General features: G+C 57.7%; 22 protein-coding genes. 10 read left to right on the top strand and 12 right to left on the bottom strand.

Features of this window, described 5'->3' with window-relative positions:
* The first annotated feature begins 35 nt into the window (after positions 1-35).
* The 7 genes from dut to QZ517_RS02000 all read left to right on the top strand — a co-directional run bounded on the left by dut (position 36) and on the right by QZ517_RS02000 (position 9040).
* A complete protein-coding gene (gene dut, locus QZ517_RS02030; protein ID WP_294221474.1) occupies positions 36-503 on the top strand; it encodes a dUTP diphosphatase in 468 nt (155 codons plus the stop codon).
* Entirely contained in the window at positions 503-1558 is a 1056-nt protein-coding gene (locus QZ517_RS02025; RefSeq protein WP_294221266.1) for a HesA/MoeB/ThiF family protein, read from the top strand. Before dut ends, QZ517_RS02025 begins: the two co-directional genes overlap by 1 nt.
* Positions 1559-1714: 156 nt before the next feature.
* A complete protein-coding gene (locus QZ517_RS02020; protein WP_294221262.1) occupies positions 1715-3727 on the top strand; it encodes a M3 family metallopeptidase in 2013 nt (670 codons plus the stop codon).
* Between the two features lie 272 nt (positions 3728-3999).
* On the top strand, positions 4000-4413 hold the full coding sequence (locus QZ517_RS02015) for a rhodanese-like domain-containing protein (protein WP_294221259.1): 414 nt from the start codon (positions 4000-4002) through the stop codon (positions 4411-4413).
* Positions 4414-4452: 39 nt separating this feature from the next.
* Positions 4453-6663 (top strand): methyl-accepting chemotaxis protein, encoded by a 2211-nt coding sequence (locus QZ517_RS02010; protein ID WP_294221256.1) that lies wholly within the window; start codon positions 4453-4455, stop codon positions 6661-6663.
* A 292-nt stretch (positions 6664-6955) separates the two neighbouring features.
* Entirely contained in the window at positions 6956-8248 is a 1293-nt protein-coding gene (locus QZ517_RS02005) for a sulfite oxidase (protein ID WP_294221253.1), read from the top strand.
* Between the two features lie 72 nt (positions 8249-8320).
* Positions 8321-9040, top strand: a complete 720-nt coding sequence (locus QZ517_RS02000) for a cytochrome c family protein (protein WP_294221250.1) — start codon at positions 8321-8323, stop codon at positions 9038-9040.
* Positions 9041-9115: 75 nt separating this feature from the next.
* Here the strand turns inward: QZ517_RS02000 and QZ517_RS01995 are convergent, their stop codons facing one another.
* The 8 genes from QZ517_RS01995 to QZ517_RS01960 form a co-directional block, all read right to left on the bottom strand.
* The gene (locus QZ517_RS01995; RefSeq protein ID WP_294221247.1) at positions 9116-9853 is read right to left on the bottom strand and encodes a hypothetical protein; all 738 of its coding nucleotides are present in this window, start codon (positions 9851-9853) and stop codon (positions 9116-9118) included.
* On the bottom strand, positions 9850-10341 hold the full coding sequence (locus tag QZ517_RS01990; protein ID WP_294221243.1) for an RNA polymerase sigma factor: 492 nt from the start codon (positions 10339-10341) through the stop codon (positions 9850-9852). Before QZ517_RS01990 ends, QZ517_RS01995 begins: the two co-directional genes overlap by 4 nt.
* A 289-nt stretch (positions 10342-10630) precedes the next feature.
* Positions 10631-12127, bottom strand: a complete 1497-nt coding sequence (locus tag QZ517_RS01985) for a phosphomannomutase/phosphoglucomutase (RefSeq protein ID WP_294221238.1) — start codon at positions 12125-12127, stop codon at positions 10631-10633.
* 30 nt (positions 12128-12157) lie between these two features.
* On the bottom strand, positions 12158-12991 hold the full coding sequence (kdsA, locus tag QZ517_RS01980) for a 3-deoxy-8-phosphooctulonate synthase (RefSeq protein ID WP_294221235.1): 834 nt from the start codon (positions 12989-12991) through the stop codon (positions 12158-12160).
* Positions 12991-14625: a capsule biosynthesis protein gene (locus tag QZ517_RS01975; protein WP_294221233.1), complete on the bottom strand. Its 1635-nt coding sequence runs from the start codon at positions 14623-14625 to the stop codon at positions 12991-12993. Before QZ517_RS01975 ends, kdsA begins: the two co-directional genes overlap by 1 nt.
* Positions 14603-15262, bottom strand: a complete 660-nt coding sequence (locus QZ517_RS01970; RefSeq protein WP_294116355.1) for an ATP-binding cassette domain-containing protein — start codon at positions 15260-15262, stop codon at positions 14603-14605. The genes QZ517_RS01975 and QZ517_RS01970 overlap by 23 nt, the downstream gene beginning before the upstream one ends.
* Positions 15263-15552: 290 nt before the next feature.
* Positions 15553-16590, bottom strand: coding sequence for a permease (locus QZ517_RS01965; RefSeq protein ID WP_294221226.1), 1038 nt, complete (start codon positions 16588-16590; stop codon positions 15553-15555).
* A complete protein-coding gene (locus QZ517_RS01960; protein ID WP_164644885.1) occupies positions 16583-16927 on the bottom strand; it encodes a metalloregulator ArsR/SmtB family transcription factor in 345 nt (114 codons plus the stop codon). Before QZ517_RS01960 ends, QZ517_RS01965 begins: the two co-directional genes overlap by 8 nt.
* An 84-nt stretch (positions 16928-17011) precedes the next feature.
* Here QZ517_RS01960 and QZ517_RS01955 point away from each other — a divergent pair, with 84 nt between their 5' ends.
* The gene (locus tag QZ517_RS01955; RefSeq protein WP_294221214.1) at positions 17012-17593 is read left to right on the top strand and encodes a uracil-DNA glycosylase family protein; all 582 of its coding nucleotides are present in this window, start codon (positions 17012-17014) and stop codon (positions 17591-17593) included.
* Positions 17590-18381 carry an SseB family protein gene (locus QZ517_RS01950; RefSeq protein ID WP_294221211.1) on the top strand — a complete coding sequence of 264 codons (792 nt, stop codon included), beginning with the start codon at positions 17590-17592 and terminating at the stop codon, positions 18379-18381. The genes QZ517_RS01955 and QZ517_RS01950 overlap by 4 nt, the downstream gene beginning before the upstream one ends.
* A gap of 83 nt (positions 18382-18464) precedes the next feature.
* Here the strand turns inward: QZ517_RS01950 and QZ517_RS01945 are convergent, their stop codons facing one another.
* Positions 18465-19394, bottom strand: coding sequence for a glyoxylate/hydroxypyruvate reductase A (locus tag QZ517_RS01945; protein WP_294221209.1), 930 nt, complete (start codon positions 19392-19394; stop codon positions 18465-18467).
* Positions 19391-19801, bottom strand: coding sequence for a VOC family protein (locus QZ517_RS01940; protein WP_294221206.1), 411 nt, complete (start codon positions 19799-19801; stop codon positions 19391-19393). Before QZ517_RS01940 ends, QZ517_RS01945 begins: the two co-directional genes overlap by 4 nt.
* A gap of 102 nt (positions 19802-19903) precedes the next feature.
* Here QZ517_RS01940 and QZ517_RS01935 point away from each other — a divergent pair, with 102 nt between their 5' ends.
* Positions 19904-20749 carry a LysR substrate-binding domain-containing protein gene (locus QZ517_RS01935; RefSeq protein ID WP_294221201.1) on the top strand — a complete coding sequence of 282 codons (846 nt, stop codon included), beginning with the start codon at positions 19904-19906 and terminating at the stop codon, positions 20747-20749.
* A gap of 7 nt (positions 20750-20756) precedes the next feature.
* On the opposite strand, the gene rodA is transcribed toward QZ517_RS01935, so the two are convergent.
* Positions 20757-21902, bottom strand: a complete 1146-nt coding sequence (gene rodA, locus QZ517_RS01930; protein WP_294221198.1) for a rod shape-determining protein RodA — start codon at positions 21900-21902, stop codon at positions 20757-20759.
* Positions 21903-21909: 7 nt separating this feature from the next.
* On the bottom strand, positions 21910-23724 hold a 1815-nt coding region (mrdA, locus tag QZ517_RS01925; protein ID WP_294221195.1), incomplete at its 5' end, for a penicillin-binding protein 2.

Here is a 23724-nt window from a genome sequence, read left to right as displayed (position 1 = left end):
GCCTCAGGCGGGAATGTTTTTTGGAAAGTGAAGATATGGCGGCGGTGCCCATTAAGCTAAAATGGTTGGACGATGCGGACCGAGGCGTGGCCTTGCCGTCCTATGAAACAGCAGGGGCGGCTGGTGCGGATGTGCGGGCAAATTTTCCGCCGAATCAACGGGATGGCGTCACTTTGGTACCGGGCGCACGGGCCCTGATACCAACCGGATTGGCGTTGGAAATCCCCGCAGGTTTTGAGGTGCAAATGCGGCCGCGCTCTGGCTTGGCGCTCAAACATGGGATTACATTGCCCAATAGTCCCGGAACAATTGATAGCGATTATCGCGGACCATTGGGAGTGATCGTCTTAAACGCGGGGCCGGAGGTGGTGGAGATTAGCCACGGTATGCGCATTGCGCAGATGGTTGTGGCGCCGGTTGTGGTCGCGGAGTTTCAATTGGATCAAGAGCTTAGCGAGACCAGCCGTGGCGCAGGTGGGTTTGGCTCGACGGGAGTGAGCTGATGCTGTTGGTGCTTGTGATGGTTGCCGCTCTATGGGGGATTGGCATGGTGATCGGCGCGCCAAAGTCTGCGCGCTGGACCATGATTGGTCTGCTGTATGTGGCTGTTTTGGGGGTGCAGATCGTTTTCCCGCCGCAGCATCAATTGGTGATTGCGACTGGCGGGAGCTTGGCGATGTGGCTATTGATTGGCGGGGTTGTGGCCGTGATTGTTGTCTATTCTTCGATACTGCAAAGGCTGCGCCAAAAGGCTGACAATAAAGCGCAAGATGTGGCGCAGGAAAACGCGGCGCAGGAGCTGTTTTCCGACACCGAATTGAACCGCTATGCACGCCATATTGTGTTGCGTGAATTGGGTGGATTGGGGCAGAAAAAACTGAAAGAATCCAAGGTGTTGGTGATTGGCGCTGGCGGTCTTGGATCGCCGGTTTTGCTGTATTTGGCAGCGTCCGGCGTGGGTACGGTTGGCGTGGTTGATGACGACGTGGTCGACAACTCCAATCTGCAGCGCCAGGTGATCCACAAAGATGAGGCAATTGGCACGCCAAAGGTACTGTCGGCGGCGGAGGCTATGACGGCGCAGAACCCGTTTGTGACAGTGGTGCCGTATCCGCGTCGTTTGACCGAAGAGGATGCGGCGGAGATCATTGGCGACTATGATTTGGTGTTGGATGGCACGGATAACTTTGTCACGCGCTACCTGGTCAATGAGATTTGTGTCGCGCTCGGCAAGCCGTTGATTTCGGGCGCTCTTTCTCAATGGGAAGGGCAGTTGAGCGTGTTTGATCCGGCCAACGGAACTCCTTGTTATCAATGCATTTTTTCCGAGGCGCCTGCGCCGGGCATGGCGCCAAGCTGCTCAGAGGCCGGGGTGGTTGGGCCGCTGCCCGGCGTGGTTGGAACCATGATGGCAGCGGAAGCAATCAAGGTGATCACCGGGGCTGGTGCGGCCTTGCGCGGCGAGATGATGATCTATGATGCACTGTGGGGGGAGACCCGCAAAATTGGCCTCAAGTCCCGCGCGGATTGCCCAACCTGCGGCGGCAAAAACGCCTGATTTACGCGTCGGTATTGTGTCTGTATCACGACTGTTTTGCGACTGTGGCGATCGGCGCACATGACGCGCGACGTTGTGCAGTTGCGCACGGATTGGTGAGGTGGATTGCACCTCCTTGGAGCGCTGCCTAGGGTGGGCGCAAAGGAGATTCATCTGATGACAAATCCGCTGCTGTCCGCATGGGACACCCCGTTTAAACTTGCCCCGTTTGACAAGATTTCTGACACTGATTTTGCACCCGCCTTTGAGCAGGCTTTGTCGGCGCATAAGGTCGAAATCGACGCCATTGCTGAGAGTGCCGAGGCGCCAAGCTTTGCCAATACAATTGAAGCGATGGAAGTGGCGGGCGAGGGCTTGGACAAAGTGTTGTCTGTATTCTTCTCGGTCGCAGGGGCGGACAGCAATCCGGCGCGGGAAGAGTTACAGCGGGAATTCTCGCCAAAACTGGCGGCGCATTCAGCCGAGATTTCAGCCAACAAGGCGTTGTTTGGCCGGATCAAGACGATTTGGGATGCGCGCGACACGTTGGACCTGACCGAAGAGCAGCAGCGGGTGCTGATGTTGACCCATCGCGGCTTTGTGCGCGGGGGCGCGGCGTTGGAAGGCGATGCGGACGCGCGCATGAAAGAGATCAAAGGCCGGTTGGCCGTGTTGGGTACGGAGTTCACACAGAACCTTTTGGCGGATGAGCGCGAGTGGTTCATGCCGTTGGCTGAGGATGATCTTGAAGGTCTGCCCGGGTTTGCCGTGGATGCGGCGCGGGCGGCTGGAGAAGAGAAAGGCGCGGATGGTCCTGTTGTGACGCTGTCGCGCTCCATCATCGTGCCGTTTTTGCAGTTCTCGCCCCGTCGCGATCTGCGCGAAAAGGCGTTTGCGGCTTGGGAAGCACGTGGGGCTAACGGTGGCGAGACCGATAACCGCGCGATTGCGGGCGAGATTCTGGCGCTGCGCGAAGAGCGGGCCAAGCTGTTGGGCTATGCCAGCTTTGCGGACTACAAGCTGGAAACCGAGATGGCCAAGACGCCGGAGGCCGTGCGCGGGTTGTTGATGGATGTCTGGGCACCCGCCAAAGCGCGGGCGGAGGCGGATGCCGCCGTGCTGACCGAGATGATGCATGCAGATGGCATCAACGGCGACCTGGCACCGTGGGATTGGCGTTACTACGCGGAGAAGCGGCGCAAGGCTGAACATGATCTGGATGAGGCGGCGTTAAAACCTTATTTGCAGCTTGATCGGATGATTGAGGCGAGTTTTGCCTGTGCCACCAAGTTGTTTGGCTTGGAGTTCAAAGAGTTGGATGTACCGCTTTACCACGAGGATTGCCGCGCTTGGGAAGTCACGCGGGATGGCGATCATGTGGCGGTGTTCATTGGCGACTACTTTGCACGCGGTGGCAAACGTTCCGGCGCCTGGTGTTCGGCGATGCGGGGGCAGGCGAAATTTCCTGAGGTGCAGGGGCCGGTTGTCATTAATGTCTGCAACTTTGCAAAGGGTGATCCGGCGCTGTTGTCTTACGATGATGCGCGCACGTTGTTCCATGAGTTTGGCCACGCGCTGCATCAGATGTTGTCCAATGTGACCTATGAGAGCATTTCCGGCACATCGGTGGCGCGCGACTTTGTGGAGCTGCCAAGCCAGCTGTATGAGCATTGGCTGGAGGTGCCTGAAGTTCTGGCAGAGTATGCCACCCATGCGGAGACCGGCGAGGCGATGCCGCAGGCGATGTTGGAAAAGGTGCTGGGCGCGGCGAACTTTGATCAGGGCTTTGCCACAGTGGAATATGTGGCGTCTGCATTGGTTGATTTGGCATTCCATGAGGGCGCAGCTCCAAGTGACCCTATGGCCAAGCAGGCCGAGGTTTTGGCTGAGTTGGGCATGCCCGCAGCGATCACCATGCGCCACGCGACGCCGCATTTTGCCCATGTGTTTGCCGGAGACGGTTATAGCTCGGGCTACTACAGCTACATGTGGTCAGAGGTGATGGATGCGGATGCGTTTGAGGCCTTTGAAGAGGCGGGCAGCGCGTTTGATCCGGAAATGGCCCGCGCGCTGGAGACACATATTCTGTCAACCGGCGGCTCGGTGGAGGCTGATGAGCTGTATAAGCGGTTCCGGGGACGATTGCCCGGTGTTGAGGCGCTTTTGAAAGGGCGCGGTTTGGCGGCCTGAGCGACAGATGTGACATAAGCAGCACCCGCGAGAAGCCAACGTTCGCGGGTGTTTGGGCTGTTGTGAGACATCGAGAGAGGCTCCAATTTGGCACTGGTCGGATTGTGAGTTTGCGGATGTCTTTGTCGTAACAGCGACGTTGTCCACGCGGCCTAATTTTGGGAGATGGTGGGGTGTGCAGCCTGCCTGTATTTCGCGGTTAGCAGAAAATTAGAGGAATTGCGCTTACTTGGATCCAATTGTCCAATCGGACTGTAACCTTGGAGATCCAAATGTCACATATTCTGAGCAAACTCGCGGCAGTCGCAGCGCTGGTGCTGTTGCCATTTGCTGCACTGGCGGCGCAATCCCCTGAAACCGTATCCGGCGCAACCACGATATCCCCGGCAGAGGCGGTTCAACTTTTTGATGAAGGCGTGGCCTTTATCGACGTGCGCAAGCCGTCTGATTATGAAGCGGGCCGCATTCCGGGTGCTGTGCATCTGGATGTGAAATCCGCCCTGACACAAGACGCTCTGGCCGAGGTTGTCGGCGCTGATGTGCCGGTTGTTTTCTATTGCAACGGCCACTCCTGCATGCGGTCTTCAAAAGCGGCTGAGATGGCCGTCTCCTGGGGCTTTGGCAAGGTATATTACTTCCGCGATGGCTACCCTGCGTGGGAAAATGCGGGTTTCCCGATTGAATAATCGACCAACGATTTAAGAAAACTATTGGGGACAGCACATATGTCACTTTCAAACCGTATCGTCGTGGGGCTTTGTATTTTTGCAATGGCTATGACCGCAGCTTTTGTTATTGGCGGCGGGGCAATCCTGAAACGGGTTGAGACAACTTTGCTGTCCCTAAACGCTGAAAACGCCAGTGTCGCCGCGCTGCAAGTGTTGCAACGCAGCGAGAAGACACTGACCAATCATGGGCGCACTGTGTCGCGAGCCCGCGACAGTATGAAGGCCCTTAAGGACGGCGATTTTGCGGTCGTTCAAGAGGACCTGTCCTCGACGTTTAACCGGGCCTCCGCGTCGGGCGAGATCTCTGATCTGATCATTTTTGACAAAGAAACGTCCGTTGTTGCCGCCTTCAGCACCCACAATGAAAACCTCTCTCAGGCCACGGCACCGGACATTGTTCGCGGCGTAAAGGAAAGTCGTCAGCGCGCGTTTGGCATCACACAGATTGATGAAACACGGTATGGCGCGGTTTATGCGTTCCCGCTGTTTTCCGGCCGTGATGTGGTGGGCTACGGTATGCTAGCCTTGGATGCGCAATCCAGCCTTCCGGTGATTGCGGAAGCCATGCAAATGAGTGTTTTGCTTGCGGAAATTACGCCTGACTCACAATGGGAGCTGCAAGGCTATGAAGCCCCCGCGGTGCCTGAGGCCGAAACGACAGCTGACAAAGATTCCACAGCCGCAGAGTCTGCTGTGCCGACTCCAAAAGCGATCACGACTGCGACGATGACCGCGCTTGCTGGCAATGAGCTTACCTTTGATGTGATTGCGGTCGGGGACAATCACTTTGTTGCAGCGCGCAATCGGATTGCGGTTGACCAAAACGGCACTGCGTTTGATCTGATTTTGCTGTCGGATTTCTCGGCGCAACAAGCCGAGAAAAATGCGGTGATTTTCCGGGCTATGGGTGCGCTTCTTGGCATGATCGCGCTTTTCCTTGGCGCCATGATGATCTGGTGCCGTCGACAGCTGCGCCCTTTGCGTGAAGGCACACAGGCATTGGCCTCCGCTGCCCGCGGGGATGAGGCAGAACCGCTGAAATACCGCAGCTCCGCCAAGGAAATTGCCGAATTACATGCCTCCATTGAGCTGTTGTTGGCCCAACGCGCCTCAGAAAAGGTCGCAGCCGAAGAGATCGCCGAAGTGGTCGAAGCTTGTGCCCGTGGTGATTTCACCGGGCAGCTTGGCACTGAGGACAAAGAGGGCATCTTCAAAGAGATCTGTGTGAAGGTGAACAGCATTGGCAGCTCTGCAAATGAAGGTCTGGAAGCGGTGCGCACCGGGCTGAGCCATATAGAGCAGCAGGATTTGACCTATCGGATGCCGGACGGGTTTCAGGGGATATTTGGCGATATCGCCACCTCGATGAACACCGCAACCGACAGCCTGTCTGAAAAAATCAATCTGGTGTCAAAATCCGCGGCGGTTGTGGAAAATGTGTCGTCAGAAGTGTCTCGCACCACGGATTCTGTAGCGGCAAACTCGGAACAAAACGCCGCGGCCTTGGAAGAAACCGCGGCAGCGTTGGAGCAGATGTCCTCTACGGTTGGATCCATGGCGGCGTCGGCAACTGATGCAAACACCTCCGTTGACGACATCACCAATCGCGCGGCCCAAGGGCAGCAGGTCATGAGCTTGGCGGTTGAGGCAATGGCGGAAATCGAAGCGGCGACAGATTCAATTGATGGCACCTTGGCCGTTATCGAGGACATTGCGTTTCAAACCAACCTGCTGGCGCTCAACGCGGGGGTCGAAGCGGCCCGTGCCGGAGAAGCTGGGCAAGGGTTTGCTGTTGTGGCCTCTGAAGTCCGAGCCTTGGCGCAAAAATCGTCAGAGTCTGCCAGACAAATCTCCGAGCTCATCAAAACCACCGGATCGACTGTGGAGCGAGGCGTGTCTTTGGTCCGCGACACAGGCAAAGCCTTTGATGAGATTGTCGTTGGCGTAAACGGCGCCACGGACCAAATTCGCCACATTGCGGCAGCCACCAAAGACACCTCTGTTGGAATTAACGAAATCAACGTGGCGGTGGGTCGTTTGGACAAATCAACACAGGAAAATGCAGCGGCGTTTTTTGAAGTCAACTCTGCCATGCAAGGGGCGCAATCGGAATCCAAGATTCTGTCCACCACCGTGTCTGGTTTCAAAGTCATGCACGCGCCGGATCAGGACGCTGATGACGGGGCCAGAGGCAGCTTGGTTGCGTGATTAAAGAGCCCGTTTTAGGGATCAGCCTTCCGGATTTGCGTCCGGGGGGCTTTTTCATTTTTGGGGCGTCTGTGCGGTCTCGCGATCGGGTGGCGTGACCACTTTTTTGCGGTGTGACCCGAAGAAGGACGTGTGTATAGGGGGCAATTTGCCCGCTGTGTTCCAGACCTCCACGCTCATTCCCAAAAAATATGACTCTCAAAGGAATATTTTAGCGGTGCCATCCGTTAGTCCCTTGCAACCACCAATTCAGAGTGGGGCGCCCAACAGCACTACGCCATGGGAGGATAATATGGCCGACGACGATAAGACTAAGGACGTAAACAGCTTTTTCGCCGAGAATCCGGAGAAGGCGGACAAGGAGTTTTACGGCCGAGTGCCAAACCCGGACCGCCGCGGCTTCCTCAAGCGCACTGGCCTGGCCACTATGGCGGCCATGGTGGGCACGTCGATCCCGTTCCACCGCAATATGCCAATTGGCTTTGTGCCAGCGGCCATGGCGTCTGAGGACGTGCTGGTGGGCAAAGACGGCCTGACATTGCTCAACGACCGGCCGGTAAACGCGGAAACACCACCAGAGCTTCTGGACGATGCAATCACCCCCACGTCGCGCCACTTTGTGCGCAACAACGGCATTCCACCTGAGGATGTTGATGCGGCAAGCTGGACATTGACCATCGATGGCTTTGTTGACACGCCCCTCACCTTGAGCATCGCCGATCTGAAAGAAAAATTCGAAGTGGTCACCAGTGCGCTGACGCTGGAATGTGGCGGCAACGGCCGTGGCTTCTTTAATCCGCCAGCCAAAGGCAACCAGTGGACCTATGGTGCGGTGGCCTGTTCTGAATGGACCGGTGTGCGTTTGAAAGACGTGCTGGAAGCGGCAGGCGTACAATCTAACGTGGTGTACACTGCCCACTATGGCGCGGATGCGCATCTGTCTGGTGATCCTGCCAAACTGCCAATTTCGCGCGGCATGCCAATTGCCAAAGCGATGACAGACGAGATCCTGATTGCGTTTGAAATGAACGGTGCGCCGCTGCACCCGCTGAACGGCGCACCTCTGCGGCTCGTGGTGCCAGGTTGGCCTGCCTCCACAGCTCAAAAATGGCTGACACGCATCGAGTTGCGTGATGTGGTGCATGACGGTCCAAAAATGACCGGCAAAGCCTACCGCGTACCAAACCGTCCTGTGGCCCCAGGTGAAAAGGTGGAAACCGAAGATTTTGTGATCATCGAGCGGATGCCGGTGAAATCTTTGGTGACCTTCCCGGCCAATGGCGCAGAAGTGGGTATGGAAACTGAAGTGCGCGGGCACGCGTGGTCCGGTGACCGTACAATTGAGAAGCTGGAAGTTTCCTCAGACTTTGGTGCCACCTGGCAGACCGCAGAGCTGGATGCACCGGTGAACTCCGGCGCTTGGCAGAATTGGCGTTCCAACGTGTCCTTCCCGCAGGCAGGCTACTACGAAGTCTGGGCGCGTGCGACAGACAGCAATGGCGAGATGCAACCTTTTGCCATTGACTGGAATCCAAAAGGCTACCTCAACAACACCATGCACCGGGTTGGTCTGCGCGTCAGCTAACCCACCCAATTTGGACGGCGTTGCGGCGCCGTCCATGACAAGACACACTCACACCACCACCAGGAGACCTCCATGCGTATCCCCGCCATCGGGGCAAGTCTGGGCTTTTGCCTGACGCTTGCTTTGCCAGCCATGACCACTGCCGAAACCGTCGCCGAACTGTTGCCGCAAGCCGACATTGCCAAAGGCGAAAAAGCCTTCAAGAAATGTAAGGCCTGTCACACGGTTGATCAGGGCGGCAAGAAAAAGACCGGCCCCAATCTTTATGGTATTGTGGGCGCGCCGGTGGCCGCCGTGGATGGCTACAAATACTCCAAGCCGCTTGTTGCGTTGGGTGGTACGTGGTCGGTGGATCAATTGGATGCATTTCTGACCAAACCAAAAGCCGTGGTCAAAGGCACCAAGATGACTTTTGCGGGCATGAAAAAAGCCTCTGACCGGGCCAATCTGATTGCGTTTCTTAATCAGAACAGTGACGCACCGCTGAGCTTTGACGCTGCGGCGGAGACAGCCTCAGGTGAGGCCGCTGACGCGCAAGAAGACTACGAATACGGCATTCTCTTTGACGCACCGGGCGTGGAAGAGACCTTTTATGCCTGTTCTGCCTGCCACTCCGAGATGATTGTCGCGCAGCAGGGGCTTAGCCGGGATGGCTGGATCGAGTTGTTCGAGTGGATGGTCGAAGACCAGGGCATGGACGAATTTGAAGAGCCAGAGCGCAGCATCATTCTCGACTACCTCACCGTGAACTATGGCGTAGATCGCCCGAACTTCCCGGGCAAAAAGAACTAATGTCTTAAAGTTGAGGCCCTTTGCCGGCGAAACGCGGCATAGGGCCACTTTAGCTCGGCTCAAGCGAGATCCGGATCAGACTTGCTGACAAGGGGCAGCGGCGTCTGTGGCCTGTTTCATGGCCAAGACGGTTTTCGGTTGGGTTGGCGCATGGGTCGCCTGACGCAGGAACTCTGCAATGGCATTAAACCGACGCTGATCCATGCCTGAAGCCATCACAACAAAGCCACGATCGTCGTTGAGCCACTGGGCAAAACGTACGCCTTCCGGCACGTCCTTGGCGCTCACCTCCGGCCCGGACATCAGTGTCAAACGGCAGTTGTTGCGCCCTTTGTAATGCGCAGCGCTGCGGTCCCCGGACAAACTTGTCTGCTCCACCAGATATAGATTGGCCATCAGTAGCTCAGGCGCCAGCGGGTTTGCCTGAACGTCAACGTCTTGAACGTCAGACACTGACGGCAGTGTGTAGCTTGTGTCCAAGAATGCCTGATGCAGCTCAAGGGCAGATTTTGGCACTTTGGATGACATGAAAAACAGGCCTGCGGCGACAATCGTCATGGCCGCAATTGAGGCGCAAGTCGCAAGCGGGCGCCAGTTGCGGTTTGCGGGTTGCACGGGTTCGAGCGCAGGCATGGCCACCTCAGGGCGCATCTGTGCCAATGCGCTGGACACTTTTTGCACCTGCTGCAACGCCTCTTGTAGCGCAGGCTCAATGGCCAGGCGCGCTTCGAAGGCCGCCAGATCACTGGCGGGCAGTTCGCCATCTGCATAGGCGTTGATCAGGTCCCAATCGCTGTCGCTTAGATCGGTCATCTTTTGGTGTCCTTGTTGGCCTGCTCTGGCGTGGCCTCAATTGCTTCGATCAACGCGCGGCGGGCGCGGCTTATCCGGCTCATCACTGTGCCATGTGGCACGTCCATGATTTTGGCGGCTTCGGCGTATTTCATGCCCATAACATCCACGAGAAACAACACCTCGCGCATGGCGGGCGGTAAAGTTGCAAATGTCGTCCGTACAGTTATGTCTTCGGCATGGTCGTGGCTTTGCGTTAGATCAATAGATAAACGGCTTTGCGTATTGGAATATTCCATGCGCACCCGTTTTTTTCGCGTCTCATCCACATGCAGGTTGCGAATGATGCGAAACATCCATGGGCGCAGATCAGCTAGTGGTTTGGGGCGTTTGTCCGACCGCAGTGCCCGTTCGATCGCGTCTTGAACCAAGTCTTCGGAATCATGCCGGTGTTTGGACAGCGACAGCGCATAGGCGCGCAGTTCCGGCAGCAAGACGTCGATCGTCATTATTGCGCCGGTGCCTGTTGAGAGCTGTGCGTGTTCGTGCGTTCCATAAGCGGCAGCGTAATGGATACAGGTCGTAACTGCCAGCATTTGTGGACCAGATGGGCGAATAGAAACGTAGTGGTTTAGAGGTGTTGCAGGAGGGCGCAGCGTGCGTCGGTTTTTGGCAATCATTCGGCAGGAAGGGGCAGGGGCCAGCCGCAAACAGAAACAGGCCCAGCATACGCGTGGGCCTGTAAATAATTGAACTATGGAGAGGCGCAAAGGCGGGCACGAGCCTGCGTTCAGCGCCTTAAATCGACTGGTCGTAGTCGCCCACACCGGGCTCGGTGCGGATCACCGCGTCGATCTCGGCAAAGATTTGGCGCATCTCCGCGTCGCTCTCGTTGCTTTCGATCACCACCACCAGGTTTGGCGTATTGGAGGACGCGCGCACGAGGCCCCAGCTGCCGTTGTCCAGGATCACGCGAGCACCATTTACGGTCACAACTTCGCTGATGGCGCGACCGGCGATCTTGTCACCGGCCTCATGCATCGCGGACAACTTGGCCACGATACGTTCCAGAATGTCGTATTTCTCTGTGTCTGACGCGTAGGGCGACATCGTGGGGGTAGACCAGGTTTTGGGCAGGGCTTTGCGCATGTCCGACATTTTCATGTCCGGGTTGCGGTCCAGCATTTTGCAGATTTCCACAGCAACGCGCATGCCGCAGTCATAGCCGCGCCCAATAGGGCCTGCGAGGAAGTAGTGGCCGGATTTTTCAAAGCCTGCCAGCGCGCCAATTTCTTTCACGCGGCGTTTCATATGGCTGTGGCCGGTTTTCCAGTAGTCGGTTTTGGCGCCGGTGGCCAAAAGGTCCGGGTCCGCCGCGTAAAGTCCGGTGGATTTCACGTCGGCAACAAAGGTGGCGTTGGGGTAGAGCTTGCCGAGGTCTTTGGCCATGATCACGCCGACCTTGTCAGCAAAGATTTCTTCACCTTCGTCATCCACCACGCCGCAGCGGTCGCCGTCGCCATCAAAGCCAAGCGCGAGGTCTGCGCCGGAGGCCTTCACGCTGTCAGACATGTCGTGCAGCATTTCCATGGCTTCGGGGTTGGGGTTGTAATGCGGGAAGGTGTAGTCGAGCTCACAGTGGCTTTCGACCACCTCCACACCCATACGTTTGAAGAGTTCCGGGGCAAAAGCGGCGGCGGTGCCGTTGCCGGTGGCGCAGACAACTTTTAGAGGGCGGGACATTTTGAAATCGCCGACCAGATCGTCGAGATAGGCCTCGCGCACACCGTCGATGATCTCGTGTTTGCCACCGTCATGGGCGTCAAAGTCGCCATTGAGCACGATGTCGCGCAGTTCGGCCATCTCATCCGGACCATGGGTCAGCGGCTTTTCAAAGCCCATTTTTACGCCGGTCCAACCATTGGGGTTGTGCGATGCGGTGACCATGGCCACGGCAGGCGCATCGAGGTGGAACTGGGAGAAATAGGCCATGGGAGACAGAGCTGGGCCGATGTCTTTGACGTGGATGCCGGCCTTCATCAGGCCGACAACCAGCGCCATTTTGATGGAGACAGAATAGTCGCGGTAATCGTTACCAACGGCAATCACCGGTTCGATACCGCGGCGCTGCATTTGGGTGCCAAGGCCAAAGCCAAGGGCGGTCATGCCAGGCAGGTTGATGCCCTCGGGGAATTGCCAGCGGGCGTCATATTCCCGAAAACCAGTAGGGGCGATCATCGGGTCGCGCAGAAATTCCCAGGTGTTTGGGCGCACTTCGGGCAATGGTTTTTTCATAGCAAAATCTTTCTCGTCAAAATAGGTCGGTCAAATGGCAATTGGGTTGGCTTTGGCCAACACATCAAACTGCATCAATGTGTCGATCAGTTGTGGCATTTGGTCAAGGTGGATCATATTGGGCCCATCTGACGGCGCGTTGTCCGGATCTTGATGGGTTTCAATGAATACAGCTGCCGTACCAATAGACACTGCCGCGCGGGCCATGACTGGGGCAAACTCGCGCTGGCCGCCGGAGCTGCCACCCTGACCGCCGGGCTGTTGCACGGAGTGGGTTGCGTCCATCACAACCGGGTAGCCGGTTTGGGCCATTTGCGGCAGGGACCGCATATCGGCGACAAGGGTGTTGTAGCCAAAAGAGGTGCCCCGTTCGGTCAACAGGATGTTGGTGTTGCCGGTGCTTTCGATCTTGGTGACGATGTTGCCCATCTCCCAAGGGGCCAGAAACTGGCCCTTCTTGACGTTCACCGCAGCGCCGGTTTTGCCCGCAGCCACCAGCATATCCGTTTGGCGACAGAGGAAGGCCGGGATTTGCAAGATGTCGACAGCCTCAGCGGCAAGAACACATTGCTCTTCGGTGTGCACATCGGTCAGCACCGGTACGTCGAAATCTTTGCGGATGCCGTCGAGCACGGACAGGCCAGAGTCCAATCCAAGACCCCGGATGCCGGTCAGTGAGGTGCGGTTGGCCTTGTCGTAGCTGGCCTTGAAGACATACTGCGCACCGGCCTTTTCACAGGCCTCTTTCATGGTGCCGACGATCATTTCGGCGTGGTCTTTGCTCTCCAACTGGCATGGGCCAGCAATGACCGTCAGTGGAAGGTCATTGCCAATGGTGAGAGCACCAACATTTACATGTTTCATTACGAAGACACCTGTTCTCTGAGGATGGACGCGGTCAGCGAGATCATCAGATAAATGCCCGAAAAGATCAGGAAGGCCAAGATCGTGTTTTCAAAGCTGCGCGGGTAAGACGGGTCTTGTGCCGACACGGGGTCAACAGAGGTGGTCAGGTAGCGCACCTGTCGGTTGGCCTCCAACTCGGTTTGCTTCAGGGTTTGCAAAGACGTTTGCATTTGCAAATCAGCCGCCGCGAGGTCGGCTTGTGCGATCTGGATTTGCGACGTTTTGGCGGCAAGGGATTCCTCGCCGGCGGTGGCCTCGGTCATGCGGGCGCGTTGGGTGGCCAAGGCTGCCTGAAGCCGGCGCACATCACCCCGCACACCATCCACGCGGGCCTTATTGGGGCGCGAGTTGTCTTCGAGGGCGGCCAGTTGCAGTTGCTTTTCTTGCAACTGGATTTCCAGATTGGTGATCTGTTGACGCAGCGAAGCAATTACACCTTCGGGGTCAAGCACGGTGCTTTCTTGCAAGCGCACCAGATCAATTTGGGCATTGCGACGTTCTTCTTTGGCGGTTTCCAAACTGTTGCGGGCGTCGCGCAGCTGGTCTTTGCGTTTGCGTTGAGACAGGTCGTCAACCCGTTGTTCCGCATAGGAAATCAGGGCTTTTGAGAACTGCGTTGCGATCTCCGGGTCTGCCGCGCTGACCTCCATGCGGATCGAGCCTTCGGTGGGGTCGTAGCCGATTTTGACAAACTTTTTGTAGACCTTATAGGCCTTTTCGTTGGATGGATTTTCGTCCAGCCGCTGAATCGGATCTATGTCTGTATTGGAGAAGTGGTCTTTGAAGCCCACATCGTTGTCCAGTCGGATCATCGCGTCTTTGCTGGTCAAGTAATCCTGTACGGCAATGGCATCCTGGTTGGAGTTGAGCTGTGCCGGAAGCAGGCCGCCGAGGGCTGAGCCGCCGGCGCTGTCGGCCTGTTGCACAAGGAAGGCCGATTTGGTGGAGTACATCGGCGTGGCCATCGAGTAGAAGTACCAGCCGGCAAAGAAGGTGGGCAGGAAGACAAAAGCTGAAAGGCGCGCGAGCAGAAGGAGCAGGCGACGGCGGCGGCGGCGCGCGATGTCTTTCTGAATTTCGCCAATTTCCAGCGCCCGCATTTCCGCCGGAGACATGGTCTCGGTTGAAGGCAGGGTTTCTTTGCCCATGGGCATGGTCTGTGGCAGCTGCACCTTGCTGCCTTTGGCGGGAGGCGTGGCGGTTTTGTCAGATGGCATCAGGTCCAGCATGTTGGTGCGCTGGAACGGGTCGATGCCAGCTTCGCGCAACAGACGCACGGCGTCATAGTCCGAGGTTGGCGCCAGATTGTTTTTCTGTGCCATGCGGCGGGCCATACGCAACTGACGGCCTGTGAGCCCTTCACGTTTGATGGCGTCAATGGCGGCCTCTGCGCCTTGCGGCGTTGGTTGCGCGGGATTGGCGGGCGTGGCTTGTGCTGTGGGCTGTCCCGGATTGGGCAGGGACACTGCACGCGGCCGTGGCTGTTGAGCGGGTTGAGGCGCAGGTTGCGCAGTGCCCTCCGCTGCCGGCTGGGCGGGCGGGGTCTCGCTGCGGCGGACGCGGAATTTCTTAGCCTTGGGTTTGGTAGTCATAGAGCTGCTTGGCCTCTTCCAAGGTGTCGAACATATACAGTTTGCCATTCAGCAGCACTGCGGCCGAACGGGCAAATTTTTCCAGCACTTGCGGCTGGTGTGACACAATCACAATTGTGGTGGTGCGCAGGCGTTCGCGGAGCACCTCACCGGCTTTTTTGTTAAAGTCCACGTCGGTGGATGAGGGCATGCCCTCGTCAATCAAGTAGATGTCGAAATCCAACGCGAGCATCAGCGCAAAGGTGAAGCGCGAGCGCATGCCCGAGGAATAGGTGCCAAGCGGCTGGTCGAAGTATTCGCCCAGGTTGCAGAGCCAACGACAAAAGGCTTCGACGTAGTCTGGATCAAGCCCATAGAGGCGAGCGATGTAGCGGCTGTTCTCCACGGCGGTGTGTTTGTTCACCACGCCGCCCATGAACCCAAGCGGGAAGGAAATGCGGCAGTCGCGGCGGATTGTGCCTTCGTCGGGCTTTTCCAGCCCCGCCATCATATTGATCAACGTGGTTTTGCCGGTGCCGTTGGGGGCCAAGATGCCCAGAGAGTTGCCCAATTCGACACGGAAAGAGACGCGCTCAAGGATGACCTTGCGCTGCGTGCCGGTCCAGAAGGACTTACTCACATTGTCGAACTCGAGCATTACCTGCTCCTGAAACTGCTCTTATGCGCCACTATAGCACAAAACTCTCTAACACGATGGTTAACGCTCTGCTGGCGTTTTGGCCAATATGTCGGATTTGTCAGGCAGATAGCAACTGTCTGAGGCGGGAATGCCGCAAGAAATGTCGAAAATTGAAGGGGAAAGCGGAAGTCTCGGAGAAAATGAGGGAAATTTGGTGTTTCTAATTGCTTTGTGAAGCGGTGACACAAAAAACCACCGATGCGGTGTGGGCATCGGTGGTTTGGCTGGATTTGGTTAACTGCGTTGGCTTAGGCGACCGCTTGCCAGATTGTGCCAGCAATCAAGGCGCCGGTCAGGGCAAAGGTGAGGTAGGCGGCAAAAATGCGTGGTTTCACCAGAGCCCAGACCGCGATCGCGGCGGGGATGCAGCTCACGCCACCTGCGATCACAAAGGACATGGCTGCACCGTTGGACATGCCTTGCTCCATCAGGCCGCTGATGAAACCCACGGCGGCAAAGCCGTTGAGGTAGGCGGGCATACCGATCAGCGCGGCAATCAAGATGGTGCCAAAACCTTCGCCTCCAAGGAACTGACCGACCCAGGCTGTGGTGTCGTAAACCACCATCAGGGCTTCGAACATGTAGGCGATCAGCAGCCATTTCACCAAGAAGAGCGCGTTGTCCACCCAGGTGGTGCGGAAGATGGTCCGACGATCCGCGTCGCCCCAGAACTTCCAGACAGGTTTGGCGGAGAACGGCGCCTTCGTGCCGCAACACCCGCCAACCTGTGGCTTCTCGCGCAGAGGCTCGGCAAAGACTGCGGTGTTGGAGAAAGTCATGGTCAGGAAACCACCCATCATGCCGATGCTCACAGCCGCGACGGTTTTGGCAAGCGCAAAGTCCAGACCAAGCTCGCCCCAAGTAATTGTAAACATGGCGGGGTCCATCAGTGGAGAGGCCAGCCAGAAAGCCATCACAGCCCCCAATGGCGCGCCTACAGCCAGCAAGGCCGCGATAAAGGGGATGACTTCGCAGGAACAGAAAGGCGACATGCCGCCCATAAAGGCCGCAAGGATGATCATGCGCACTTGATTGCCCTGGAAAGCCTTGGCGATCAGGTTGTCGGCACCGGTGGCTTTCACAAAGGCGACCAACGTGATGGCAATGATGATGAAGATGCCGGTGTGGCTCATCGCGTCAAAGACAATCTCAGACGCGGGCAGGAACTTTTCTGGCGCCATAACCAGCAGGATCAGCGGAATGAGGACAACCGCCAGCCAAGCTTTGTCGAGTTTCGCCAATCGAGATCGCCAAGGGGCGGGGGCGTTTTGGGTTGTGTCAGCCATGGTCGTGCTCCTTGCACTTTTTGGCAACGTCGGCGCAACACTCTCGCAACAGGAAGGTAGAGAGATCGCGCACGGCGTCATAAGCGATGGCGGCGCAAATGATGGAGCGCCCTTGTTTTTCCTGAGTCACCAGCCCAGCTTGGGCGAGGATCTTCATATGATGGGTCAAGGTGGAGCCAGTCACGCCAGTGCGTTTTCCGAGCTCACCGATGGAGAGGCCTTCGTGGCCTGCGCGCACAAGGCAGCGCAAAACCGACAGCCGTTGTTCTGAACCAAGCGCCGCAAAGGTGGAGGCGGCCACTTCGAGCGAGATATCTGTAGGGTCACTATGTTTCATATTTCTAAAAATATCGAAATGAATGAGTCGCGCAAGTCTTATTTCGAATATTGTCGAAATAATTTTCGATCGCTATCAGGGGGCATGTCACTACGCCAGGAAATACAGGGCTGTCAGATTTGCGCAGACCGGTTTGCCGCCACCGCGACAGGCCATAAGCCGCGGCCTGTGGTGTGGTTCGACGCGAAACCCAAGTTGTTGATTGTCGGACAGGCTCCGGGCGCGCGGGTGCATGAGAGCGGCCAGCCGTTTACCGATCCCAGTGGGGATCGCCTGAGGGACTGGATGGGTGTCGAAGAGGCTGTTTTCTATGACCGATCCCAGGTTGCGATTGTGCCAATGGCGTTTTGCTTTCCGGGCTACAATGCGGCGGGAAGTGATCTGCCGCCGCCGCCGATTTGCGCCAAAACGTGGCGGGCACGGGTGATGGCGGAGCTAGGGCAGGTGCCGCTGACTCTCGTGGTGGGTGGTTATGCCCAAAAGTGGCATCTGGGGTCCAAAGCGGGGGTGACAGATACGGTGCAGGTCTGGCGCGACCATGCGCCTAAGGTCTTCCCCTTGCCACATCCGTCGTGGCGCAATACGGCATGGCTGAAGAAGAATCTGTGGTTTGAGGGTGAGCTGTTGCCCGCGCTGCAAACCCGCATCAAGGAGGTGCTGACGTGAGTGATCTGACCCCATTGGACAAGGCCCATGCGGCGATGGAAGCGGCACCGGAAGAGGATGCGGCGCGTTTGCGGTTTTATGAACGCCTGGCGGATGCGGAGCTGTTTATGCTGCTGGAAAAAGAGCCAGAGGGTGACCGCATTGCGCCGGAGATTTTTGAAACCTCCGATGCAAGCTTTGTGCTGGTGTTTGATACCGAAGATCGACTGGCCCAGTTTGTCGGCCGGGTCGCGCCCTATGCCGGTCTGTCCGGTCGGGTGATTGCCACTATGCTGGCGGGGCAGGGCATTGGGCTTGCGGTCAATCCGGAAGTGGCGCCGTCTTCGATCTTGATCCCACATGAAGCGTTGGGCTGGTTGGCAGAAACGTTGGAGCATGCGCCTGATGAGGTTGAGGCCAAGGTGGAGAGTTTTGCGCCACCTGCGGGCCTGCCGGAAGTGCTGATTACCGCGCTGGATGCCAAGCTGAGCACGGCGGCTGGCCTGGCCAAGATGGCCTATCTGGTAGGCACGACCTATGAGAGTGGCGGCCGCTCGCACATGCTTGGCTTCGTCGATGTGGTGCCCGGCGCAGAAGGCGCGCTGGCCAAAGCCGTGAACGAAGCGCTGACCTTCTCAGGCATCGAAGCGGGCGCGCTGGATGTGGGGTTCTTTGCCATCAACGACCCGGTGGCGGCCCAGCTGGCGCGGGTTGGTTTGCGGTTTGACTTGCCGGAGCCACCCAAGGCGGAAGACCACGTGCCGGTCACACCCGGTAGTGATCCCGACAAGCCACCGATCTTGCGCTAGGACGCGCTTTCTCTTTCTCAAAATACCTCGGGGCGAATGGCGCAGCGTGCTGTGCCAGAGGGGCTGGCCCCTCTGGCCTGTGGTTAGTAGCCTGCGCCGCGATCTACGACATGCACAAAGGGGTCGCCAGCTTCTCCGCACCGCACGTTTTCGGCCACCACCTCGCTTGAAGTTTTTGTGCGGGTTTCTGAGGCGATGTGCGGCGTGACCGTGACATTGGGATGTGCCCAATAGGGGTGATCTTTTGGCAGCGGTTCCACGCGGAAGACGTCCAGGGTGGCGTGGGCGATGTGACCGGTGTTGAGTGCTACCAGAAGGGCGTCATCATCAATAAGAGGGCCGCGGCCGGGGTTCACGATCATCGCGCCTTGCGGCATCCACGACAGGCGTTCTGCGTTGAGCAGGTTTTCTGTCGCGGTGGTTTTGGGCAGGAGAAGCACGAGGATGTCAGAGCGCGACAGAGCGGTTTTTAAAACATCGTCGCCCTGCAGGCAGGTGACCCCGGAAATGTCTTTAGCGCGGCGGCTCCAGCCTGCGACGTCAAAACCCAGATCGCGCAAGGCTTCGGCACAAGCACTGCCCAATTCGCCAAGCCCCATGATGGTCACGCGGCGGTCTTGCGCCAGAGGTGGCACATGCGGAGTCCAGTCGCCGGATTGACCAAGGATATTTTGATCCATGCCAAGGTGATGGCGCATCACATGGCCAACCACCCATTCCTTCATGCCTTGGGTCATGCCGGGATCCACCATCCGGCAGAGCGGCATGGTTAGGGTTTTGTTGCCAACAATGCTTTCCACGCCGGCCCAGAGGTTCAGCACCGCTTTGCAGCGGGTGTAAGGCGTGAAATCCTGCACCGCGCTGTTGGGAGCATAGACGATGTAATCGACCTCTTCAGGTGCAAATTGAGTCTGTACGTTGGCCGTGACACCGGCGGCTTTTAATGCGTCTTTCAGCGGTGTTTCATATTCTACCCAGCGCTCTGGCTTGGCGGCGAAAAGAACGTTGATCATGTGGCAAACACTCCGGACATATCGGTAAAGCCTTTGATTTCGATGGGATTCCCAAACGGGTCGTTGAAGAACATGGTGCTTTGCTCGCCAGGCTCCCCAGCAAAACGGGTGAAGGGTTTCAGGACAAATTCAAGGCCAGCTTCAGTCAGGCGCTTGGCGAGGGTGTCCCACTGCCCTTTGGGCAGGATAACGCCAAGATGTGGCATCGGCACCATGTGCTCGCCAACATGGCCGGTGGCTGCTGTGGCAAAAGGTTCACCGATGTGCAGGGATAGTTGGTGGCCAAAGAAGTTGTAGTCCACCCAAGTGTCGGTGCTGCGGCCTTCGGTGCAGCCCAGAAGATCGCCATAGAAGGCGCGGGCTTGGTCAAGATCGCGGACGTTATAGGCGAGATGAAAGATGGTCATACGCGGTTCCTTTGGGGGAGAGAATAGGCTGTAGGCGCATAGGTAGAAGCGCAAAGTGAAGAAGGGTAGCTTGTTTTTGCATCTTCAGACATAAGAAAAACTATGGATGTGAGATTTGTAGAAACACTGCTGGCGGCGGTGGAAGAGGGGTCTTTGGCGGCGGCTGCGCGGCGTCAGGGCATCACGGCGGCGGCTGCGGCGCAGCGGATTAGCGCACTGGAGGCGGCTTTGAAAGTGCCGCTATTGGTGCGGGATGGCCGCCGCATGACGGCCACACCTGATTGTGAGGTGTTGCTAGCAGATTTGCGACAGATGGTGATGCTCAAGGCGGGCTTGGCCGGGCGGTTGGCGCAAGAACAGCTTGTTGGACAACTACGGTTGGGGGCGGTGTCGACAGCGTTGAGTGACTATGGTCCGGCGGTTGTGAAAACGCTTGAGGTAGATGCGCCGGGCGTGGAGCTGGCTTTGATCCCCGCGGCCTCCGAGCAACTATTTAAACAGTTTGAAGATGGCGCGTTGGATGCGGTGCTGATTGTGGCCCCGCCGTTTGAGTTGCCCAAAACCATGCAGTTTGACGTTTTGGCAAAACAGCCGATTGGCTTTGTATGGCCTACGGGACAAGGCGAAGATCTTAATACACCGTTTTTGGTGTATAGCCGCGCGTCCTGGGGCGGAGCGGTTTGCTGGACCGCATTGCGGTCTCAAATAAGCGAGCCAACCTTACGCTGTGAACTGGATGCGGTGGAGGTCATCGCGCAGATGGTTGAAGACGGTTTGGGGCAGGCGGTTCTCCCGCGCTGGCTGGGGTTGGGTAAGCATCATGGGGACTTGCAGTTCACAGAAATACTAGGCGCATATCGCGAAGTGGGATTGCTCACGTGGCGCCGTGATGCGCGGCGGCCGCTTGTCCGATTGCTGCGACGTACGTTGGGGGTGGCAGCCACGTAGGCCGCGATTAGACTTGTCGCGGGCGGTGTACGTGGGCGGATTGCACCAAGCCAAAGCCCACCATCAGAACCAGCATGGCAGAGCCGCCGTAGCTGACCAACGGCAAGGGCACGCCCACGACAGGCGCCAGGCCCATCACCATGGACATGTTGACCGCAAAGAACAGGAAGAAGGCGCCAGCGATGCCGAGGATCAGCAAAGACGAGTAGCGGTCTTTGTTCGAAATCGCTGAGGCGATGCAGAACACCACGATCAGGGCGTAGAGTGACAGCAGGGAAATTGCGCCGATATAGCCGAACTCTTCCGCTAAAGTGGTGAAGATGAAATCGGTGTGTTTTTCCGGCAGGAAGTTCAGGCGGCTTTGGGTGCCTTGCATAAAGCCGCGGCCCGTCCATCCGCCAGAGCCAAGGGCGATCTTGGACTGGGTGATGTGATAGCCTGCACCGAGGGGATCAGAGGATGGATCCAAGAAAGTGTCGATGCGGCGGTATTGGTAGTTTTTCAGCAGTTGCCACTCGGTACCGCGCGATTGAAAAACCGCGACCACAAGGCCCACCACCATACTGATCACGGCAGCGAAGTAGCCCCAATGCACACCAGCAAGGAACATCACAATCGCGCCGCCGGTGAGCAGCAGGATTGAGGTGCCGAGGTCCGGCTGACGCAGAACCAATGCGGTGGGGATGATGATCAACAGGACAGGGAGCAGGACCCAAAGTGGGCGGCTGGTTTTCTCCGTGGGCAGCCAGTCGTAGTAGGCTGCGAGGCACATCACGAGGGTGATTTTCATCAGCTCAGACGGCTGCAGGCGCATGAAACCCAAATCGATCCAGCGCTGAGCGCCCATGCCAACACTGCCCATGACTTCGACCAACACCAGCAATATAAAGCTGACCAGATAGGCAAAGCCCGATACCGAGCGCCAGAACCAGATCGGCACCATGGCCACCACAAACATTGCAAACACACCCAAGGCGTAGCGTTTCATTTGGGGTTCAGCCCAAGGCGAGAAGGAACCTCCCGCAACGGAGTAGAGCATCAGGAAGCCAACGCCGGCCACGGCGGTGATCAACAGCAGCAAGGCCCAGTTCAGGTGCAGCACTTTGCGCAACCCGGCGGGCACGTGTTTGACGTTATATTCGAGATAACTCATCTGCGCCTCATGCCCGGTTACGGCGCGTTATTTCGCGGCCTGGCACCAGTTTATCCAGCTCTTCTTGCTGTTTCTCGATGCGGTTGCGGTCTTTGGTGGGGTAGGCGGACAGCGGCGGGGTGCCGCCGTAAAGTGCCTGCAATGTGATGTCGCGTCCGATCGGGGTGGCAGCTTTGGAGCCGCTGCCGTGCTCAACAACAACGGCCACCGCGATTTTTGGGTTTTCAAACGGGGCGTAGTTCACAAACAACCCGTGGTCGCGGCGGTTCCAAGGCAGGTCCTCATTACGGGTCACACCACGCGCGCGTTCGGCGGCCGTGATGTTGCGCACTTGAGAGGTGCCGGTTTTGCCCGCCATGCGATATTGATCTTCGATGATGCGTTTGCTGTAGGCGGTGCCGCGGCGGTGATTGGACACCGCATACATGCCGCGTTGCACCTCTGCGAGATGTGTTGGGCTGATGTCGAGCCTTGGAGCTTCGGGCACCGGTTGGTCCACCCCGTTGATGGATTTCACCAAACGTGGGGGCACTGCTTTGCCGGTGGCGAGGCGGGCGGTCATAACCGCAAGCTGCAGCGGGGAAGCCAAGACAAACCCTTGGCCGATAGAGGCATTGGCCGTATCGCCAATCACCCAGTCTTCGCCCCGGACTGAGGATTTCCAATCGCGTGAGGGATTGAGGCCGCGGGCCACACCGGACAACGGCAGGTCAAACTTTTCGCCAATGCCAAATTGGGCGGCGATTTTGGACATCTTGTCGATGCCAACTTGCAGCGCCAAATCATAGAAGTAGACGTCGCAGCTTTCGCGCAGAGCCTGCACCAAGTTCATTTGTCCGTGGCCGCCGCGCTTCCAGCAGTGGAAGCGGCGGTTGGAAATCTCCATGTGGCCGGGGCAATAGACAGTGTTGTCATAGCCAACCACGCCTGCTTCCAGCGCGGCAAGGGCGGTGATCATTTTGAAAGTGGAGCCCGGCGGGTAGGTGCCCTGCACGGATTTAGCTGCTAGGGGGCGATGGTCGTTGTTTGTCAGATCGCCGTAGTCGGCCACCGAAATGCCCTCAACAAACAGGTTCGGGTCAAAGGTTGGGGCGGAGGCCACGGCCAAGAGGTCCCCGGTTTCGCAATCCATCACCACGGCAGCGGCGCTTTCATTGCCAAGCCGTGCCTGAGCATACGATTGCAATTGTTGATCGATGGTCAGCTGGATGTCATCGCCCTGTTCGCCTTCGCGGCGGTCCAGCTCGCGCATGATGCGGCCAACGGCGTTCACTTCGACACGTTTGGTGCCAGCCACACCACGCAGATCATCTTCCATGCGGCCTTCGAGGCCCACTTTGCCAATCTGGAAGCGGGGAATGCGCAGGAGCTGGTCGGGATTGTCGATCTTGGACAGGTCGTAGTCGGAAACCGGGCCGACATATCCAAGCACGTGTGCCATATCGCCACGCAGCGGGTAGTAGCGCGACAGGCCAACCTCGGGCGTGATGCCGGGCAAGGCCGGGGTGTTTACAGCCACGCGGGACAGCTCATCCCAGCTGACACGGTCGGCAATGGTGACCGGTAGGAATGGCGGGGAACGGCGCATTTCGGTGACAGCGCGGTCCAGTTCATTGGGGTCAAGTTCCACCAGGGTGGCCAGTTTGTCGATGACTGCGTCCACGTCGCCGGCATCTTCGGGCACAAGTGTCACGCGATAAGACGGCTCATTGCGGGCCAATACGATGCCGTTGCGATCAAAAATTTCGCCACGGGCGGGGGGGATCAGGCGGATGTTGATGCGGTTTTCTTCGGCCAGAAGCCGGTATTGGTCAGCCTGATC

The sequence above is a fragment of the uncultured Shimia sp. genome (genome assembly GCF_913054185.1).
Taxonomy (GTDB): domain Bacteria; phylum Pseudomonadota; class Alphaproteobacteria; order Rhodobacterales; family Rhodobacteraceae; genus Shimia.
Note: the sequence above shows the minus strand (reverse complement) of the source record. Positions and strands in the feature narration are given on the sequence as shown.

Excerpts from the sequence above, each read along its gene's own strand:
- QZ517_RS02025 (WP_294221266.1), top strand. The coding sequence starts at position 503 with ATGCTGTTGGTGCTTGTGATGGTTGCCGCTCTATGGGGGATTGGCATG.
- QZ517_RS01965 (WP_294221226.1), bottom strand. The coding sequence starts at position 16,590 with ATGGCTGACACAACCCAAAACGCCCCCGCCCCTTGGCGATCTCGATTG.
- QZ517_RS01960 (WP_164644885.1), bottom strand. The coding sequence starts at position 16,927 with ATGAAACATAGTGACCCTACAGATATCTCGCTCGAAGTGGCCGCCTCC.
- rodA (WP_294221198.1), bottom strand. The coding sequence starts at position 21,902 with ATGAGTTATCTCGAATATAACGTCAAACACGTGCCCGCCGGGTTGCGC.
- kdsA (WP_294221235.1), bottom strand. The coding sequence starts at position 12,991 with ATGAAACATGTAAATGTTGGTGCTCTCACCATTGGCAATGACCTTCCA.
- QZ517_RS01940 (WP_294221206.1), bottom strand. The coding sequence starts at position 19,801 with ATGACCATCTTTCATCTCGCCTATAACGTCCGCGATCTTGACCAAGCC.
- QZ517_RS01975 (WP_294221233.1), bottom strand. The coding sequence starts at position 14,625 with ATGACTACCAAACCCAAGGCTAAGAAATTCCGCGTCCGCCGCAGCGAG.
- QZ517_RS01955 (WP_294221214.1), top strand. The coding sequence starts at position 17,012 with ATGTCACTACGCCAGGAAATACAGGGCTGTCAGATTTGCGCAGACCGG.
- QZ517_RS02010 (WP_294221256.1), top strand. The coding sequence starts at position 4,453 with ATGTCACTTTCAAACCGTATCGTCGTGGGGCTTTGTATTTTTGCAATG.
- QZ517_RS02015 (WP_294221259.1), top strand. The coding sequence starts at position 4,000 with ATGTCACATATTCTGAGCAAACTCGCGGCAGTCGCAGCGCTGGTGCTG.
- dut (WP_294221474.1), top strand. The coding sequence starts at position 36 with ATGGCGGCGGTGCCCATTAAGCTAAAATGGTTGGACGATGCGGACCGA.
- QZ517_RS01995 (WP_294221247.1), bottom strand. The coding sequence starts at position 9,853 with ATGACCGATCTAAGCGACAGCGATTGGGACCTGATCAACGCCTATGCA.
- QZ517_RS02020 (WP_294221262.1), top strand. The coding sequence starts at position 1,715 with ATGACAAATCCGCTGCTGTCCGCATGGGACACCCCGTTTAAACTTGCC.
- QZ517_RS01935 (WP_294221201.1), top strand. The coding sequence starts at position 19,904 with ATGGATGTGAGATTTGTAGAAACACTGCTGGCGGCGGTGGAAGAGGGG.
- QZ517_RS02000 (WP_294221250.1), top strand. The coding sequence starts at position 8,321 with ATGCGTATCCCCGCCATCGGGGCAAGTCTGGGCTTTTGCCTGACGCTT.
- QZ517_RS01985 (WP_294221238.1), bottom strand. The coding sequence starts at position 12,127 with ATGAAAAAACCATTGCCCGAAGTGCGCCCAAACACCTGGGAATTTCTG.
- QZ517_RS02005 (WP_294221253.1), top strand. The coding sequence starts at position 6,956 with ATGGCCGACGACGATAAGACTAAGGACGTAAACAGCTTTTTCGCCGAG.
- QZ517_RS01990 (WP_294221243.1), bottom strand. The coding sequence starts at position 10,341 with ATGACGATCGACGTCTTGCTGCCGGAACTGCGCGCCTATGCGCTGTCG.
- QZ517_RS01970 (WP_294116355.1), bottom strand. The coding sequence starts at position 15,262 with ATGCTCGAGTTCGACAATGTGAGTAAGTCCTTCTGGACCGGCACGCAG.
- QZ517_RS01945 (WP_294221209.1), bottom strand. The coding sequence starts at position 19,394 with ATGATCAACGTTCTTTTCGCCGCCAAGCCAGAGCGCTGGGTAGAATAT.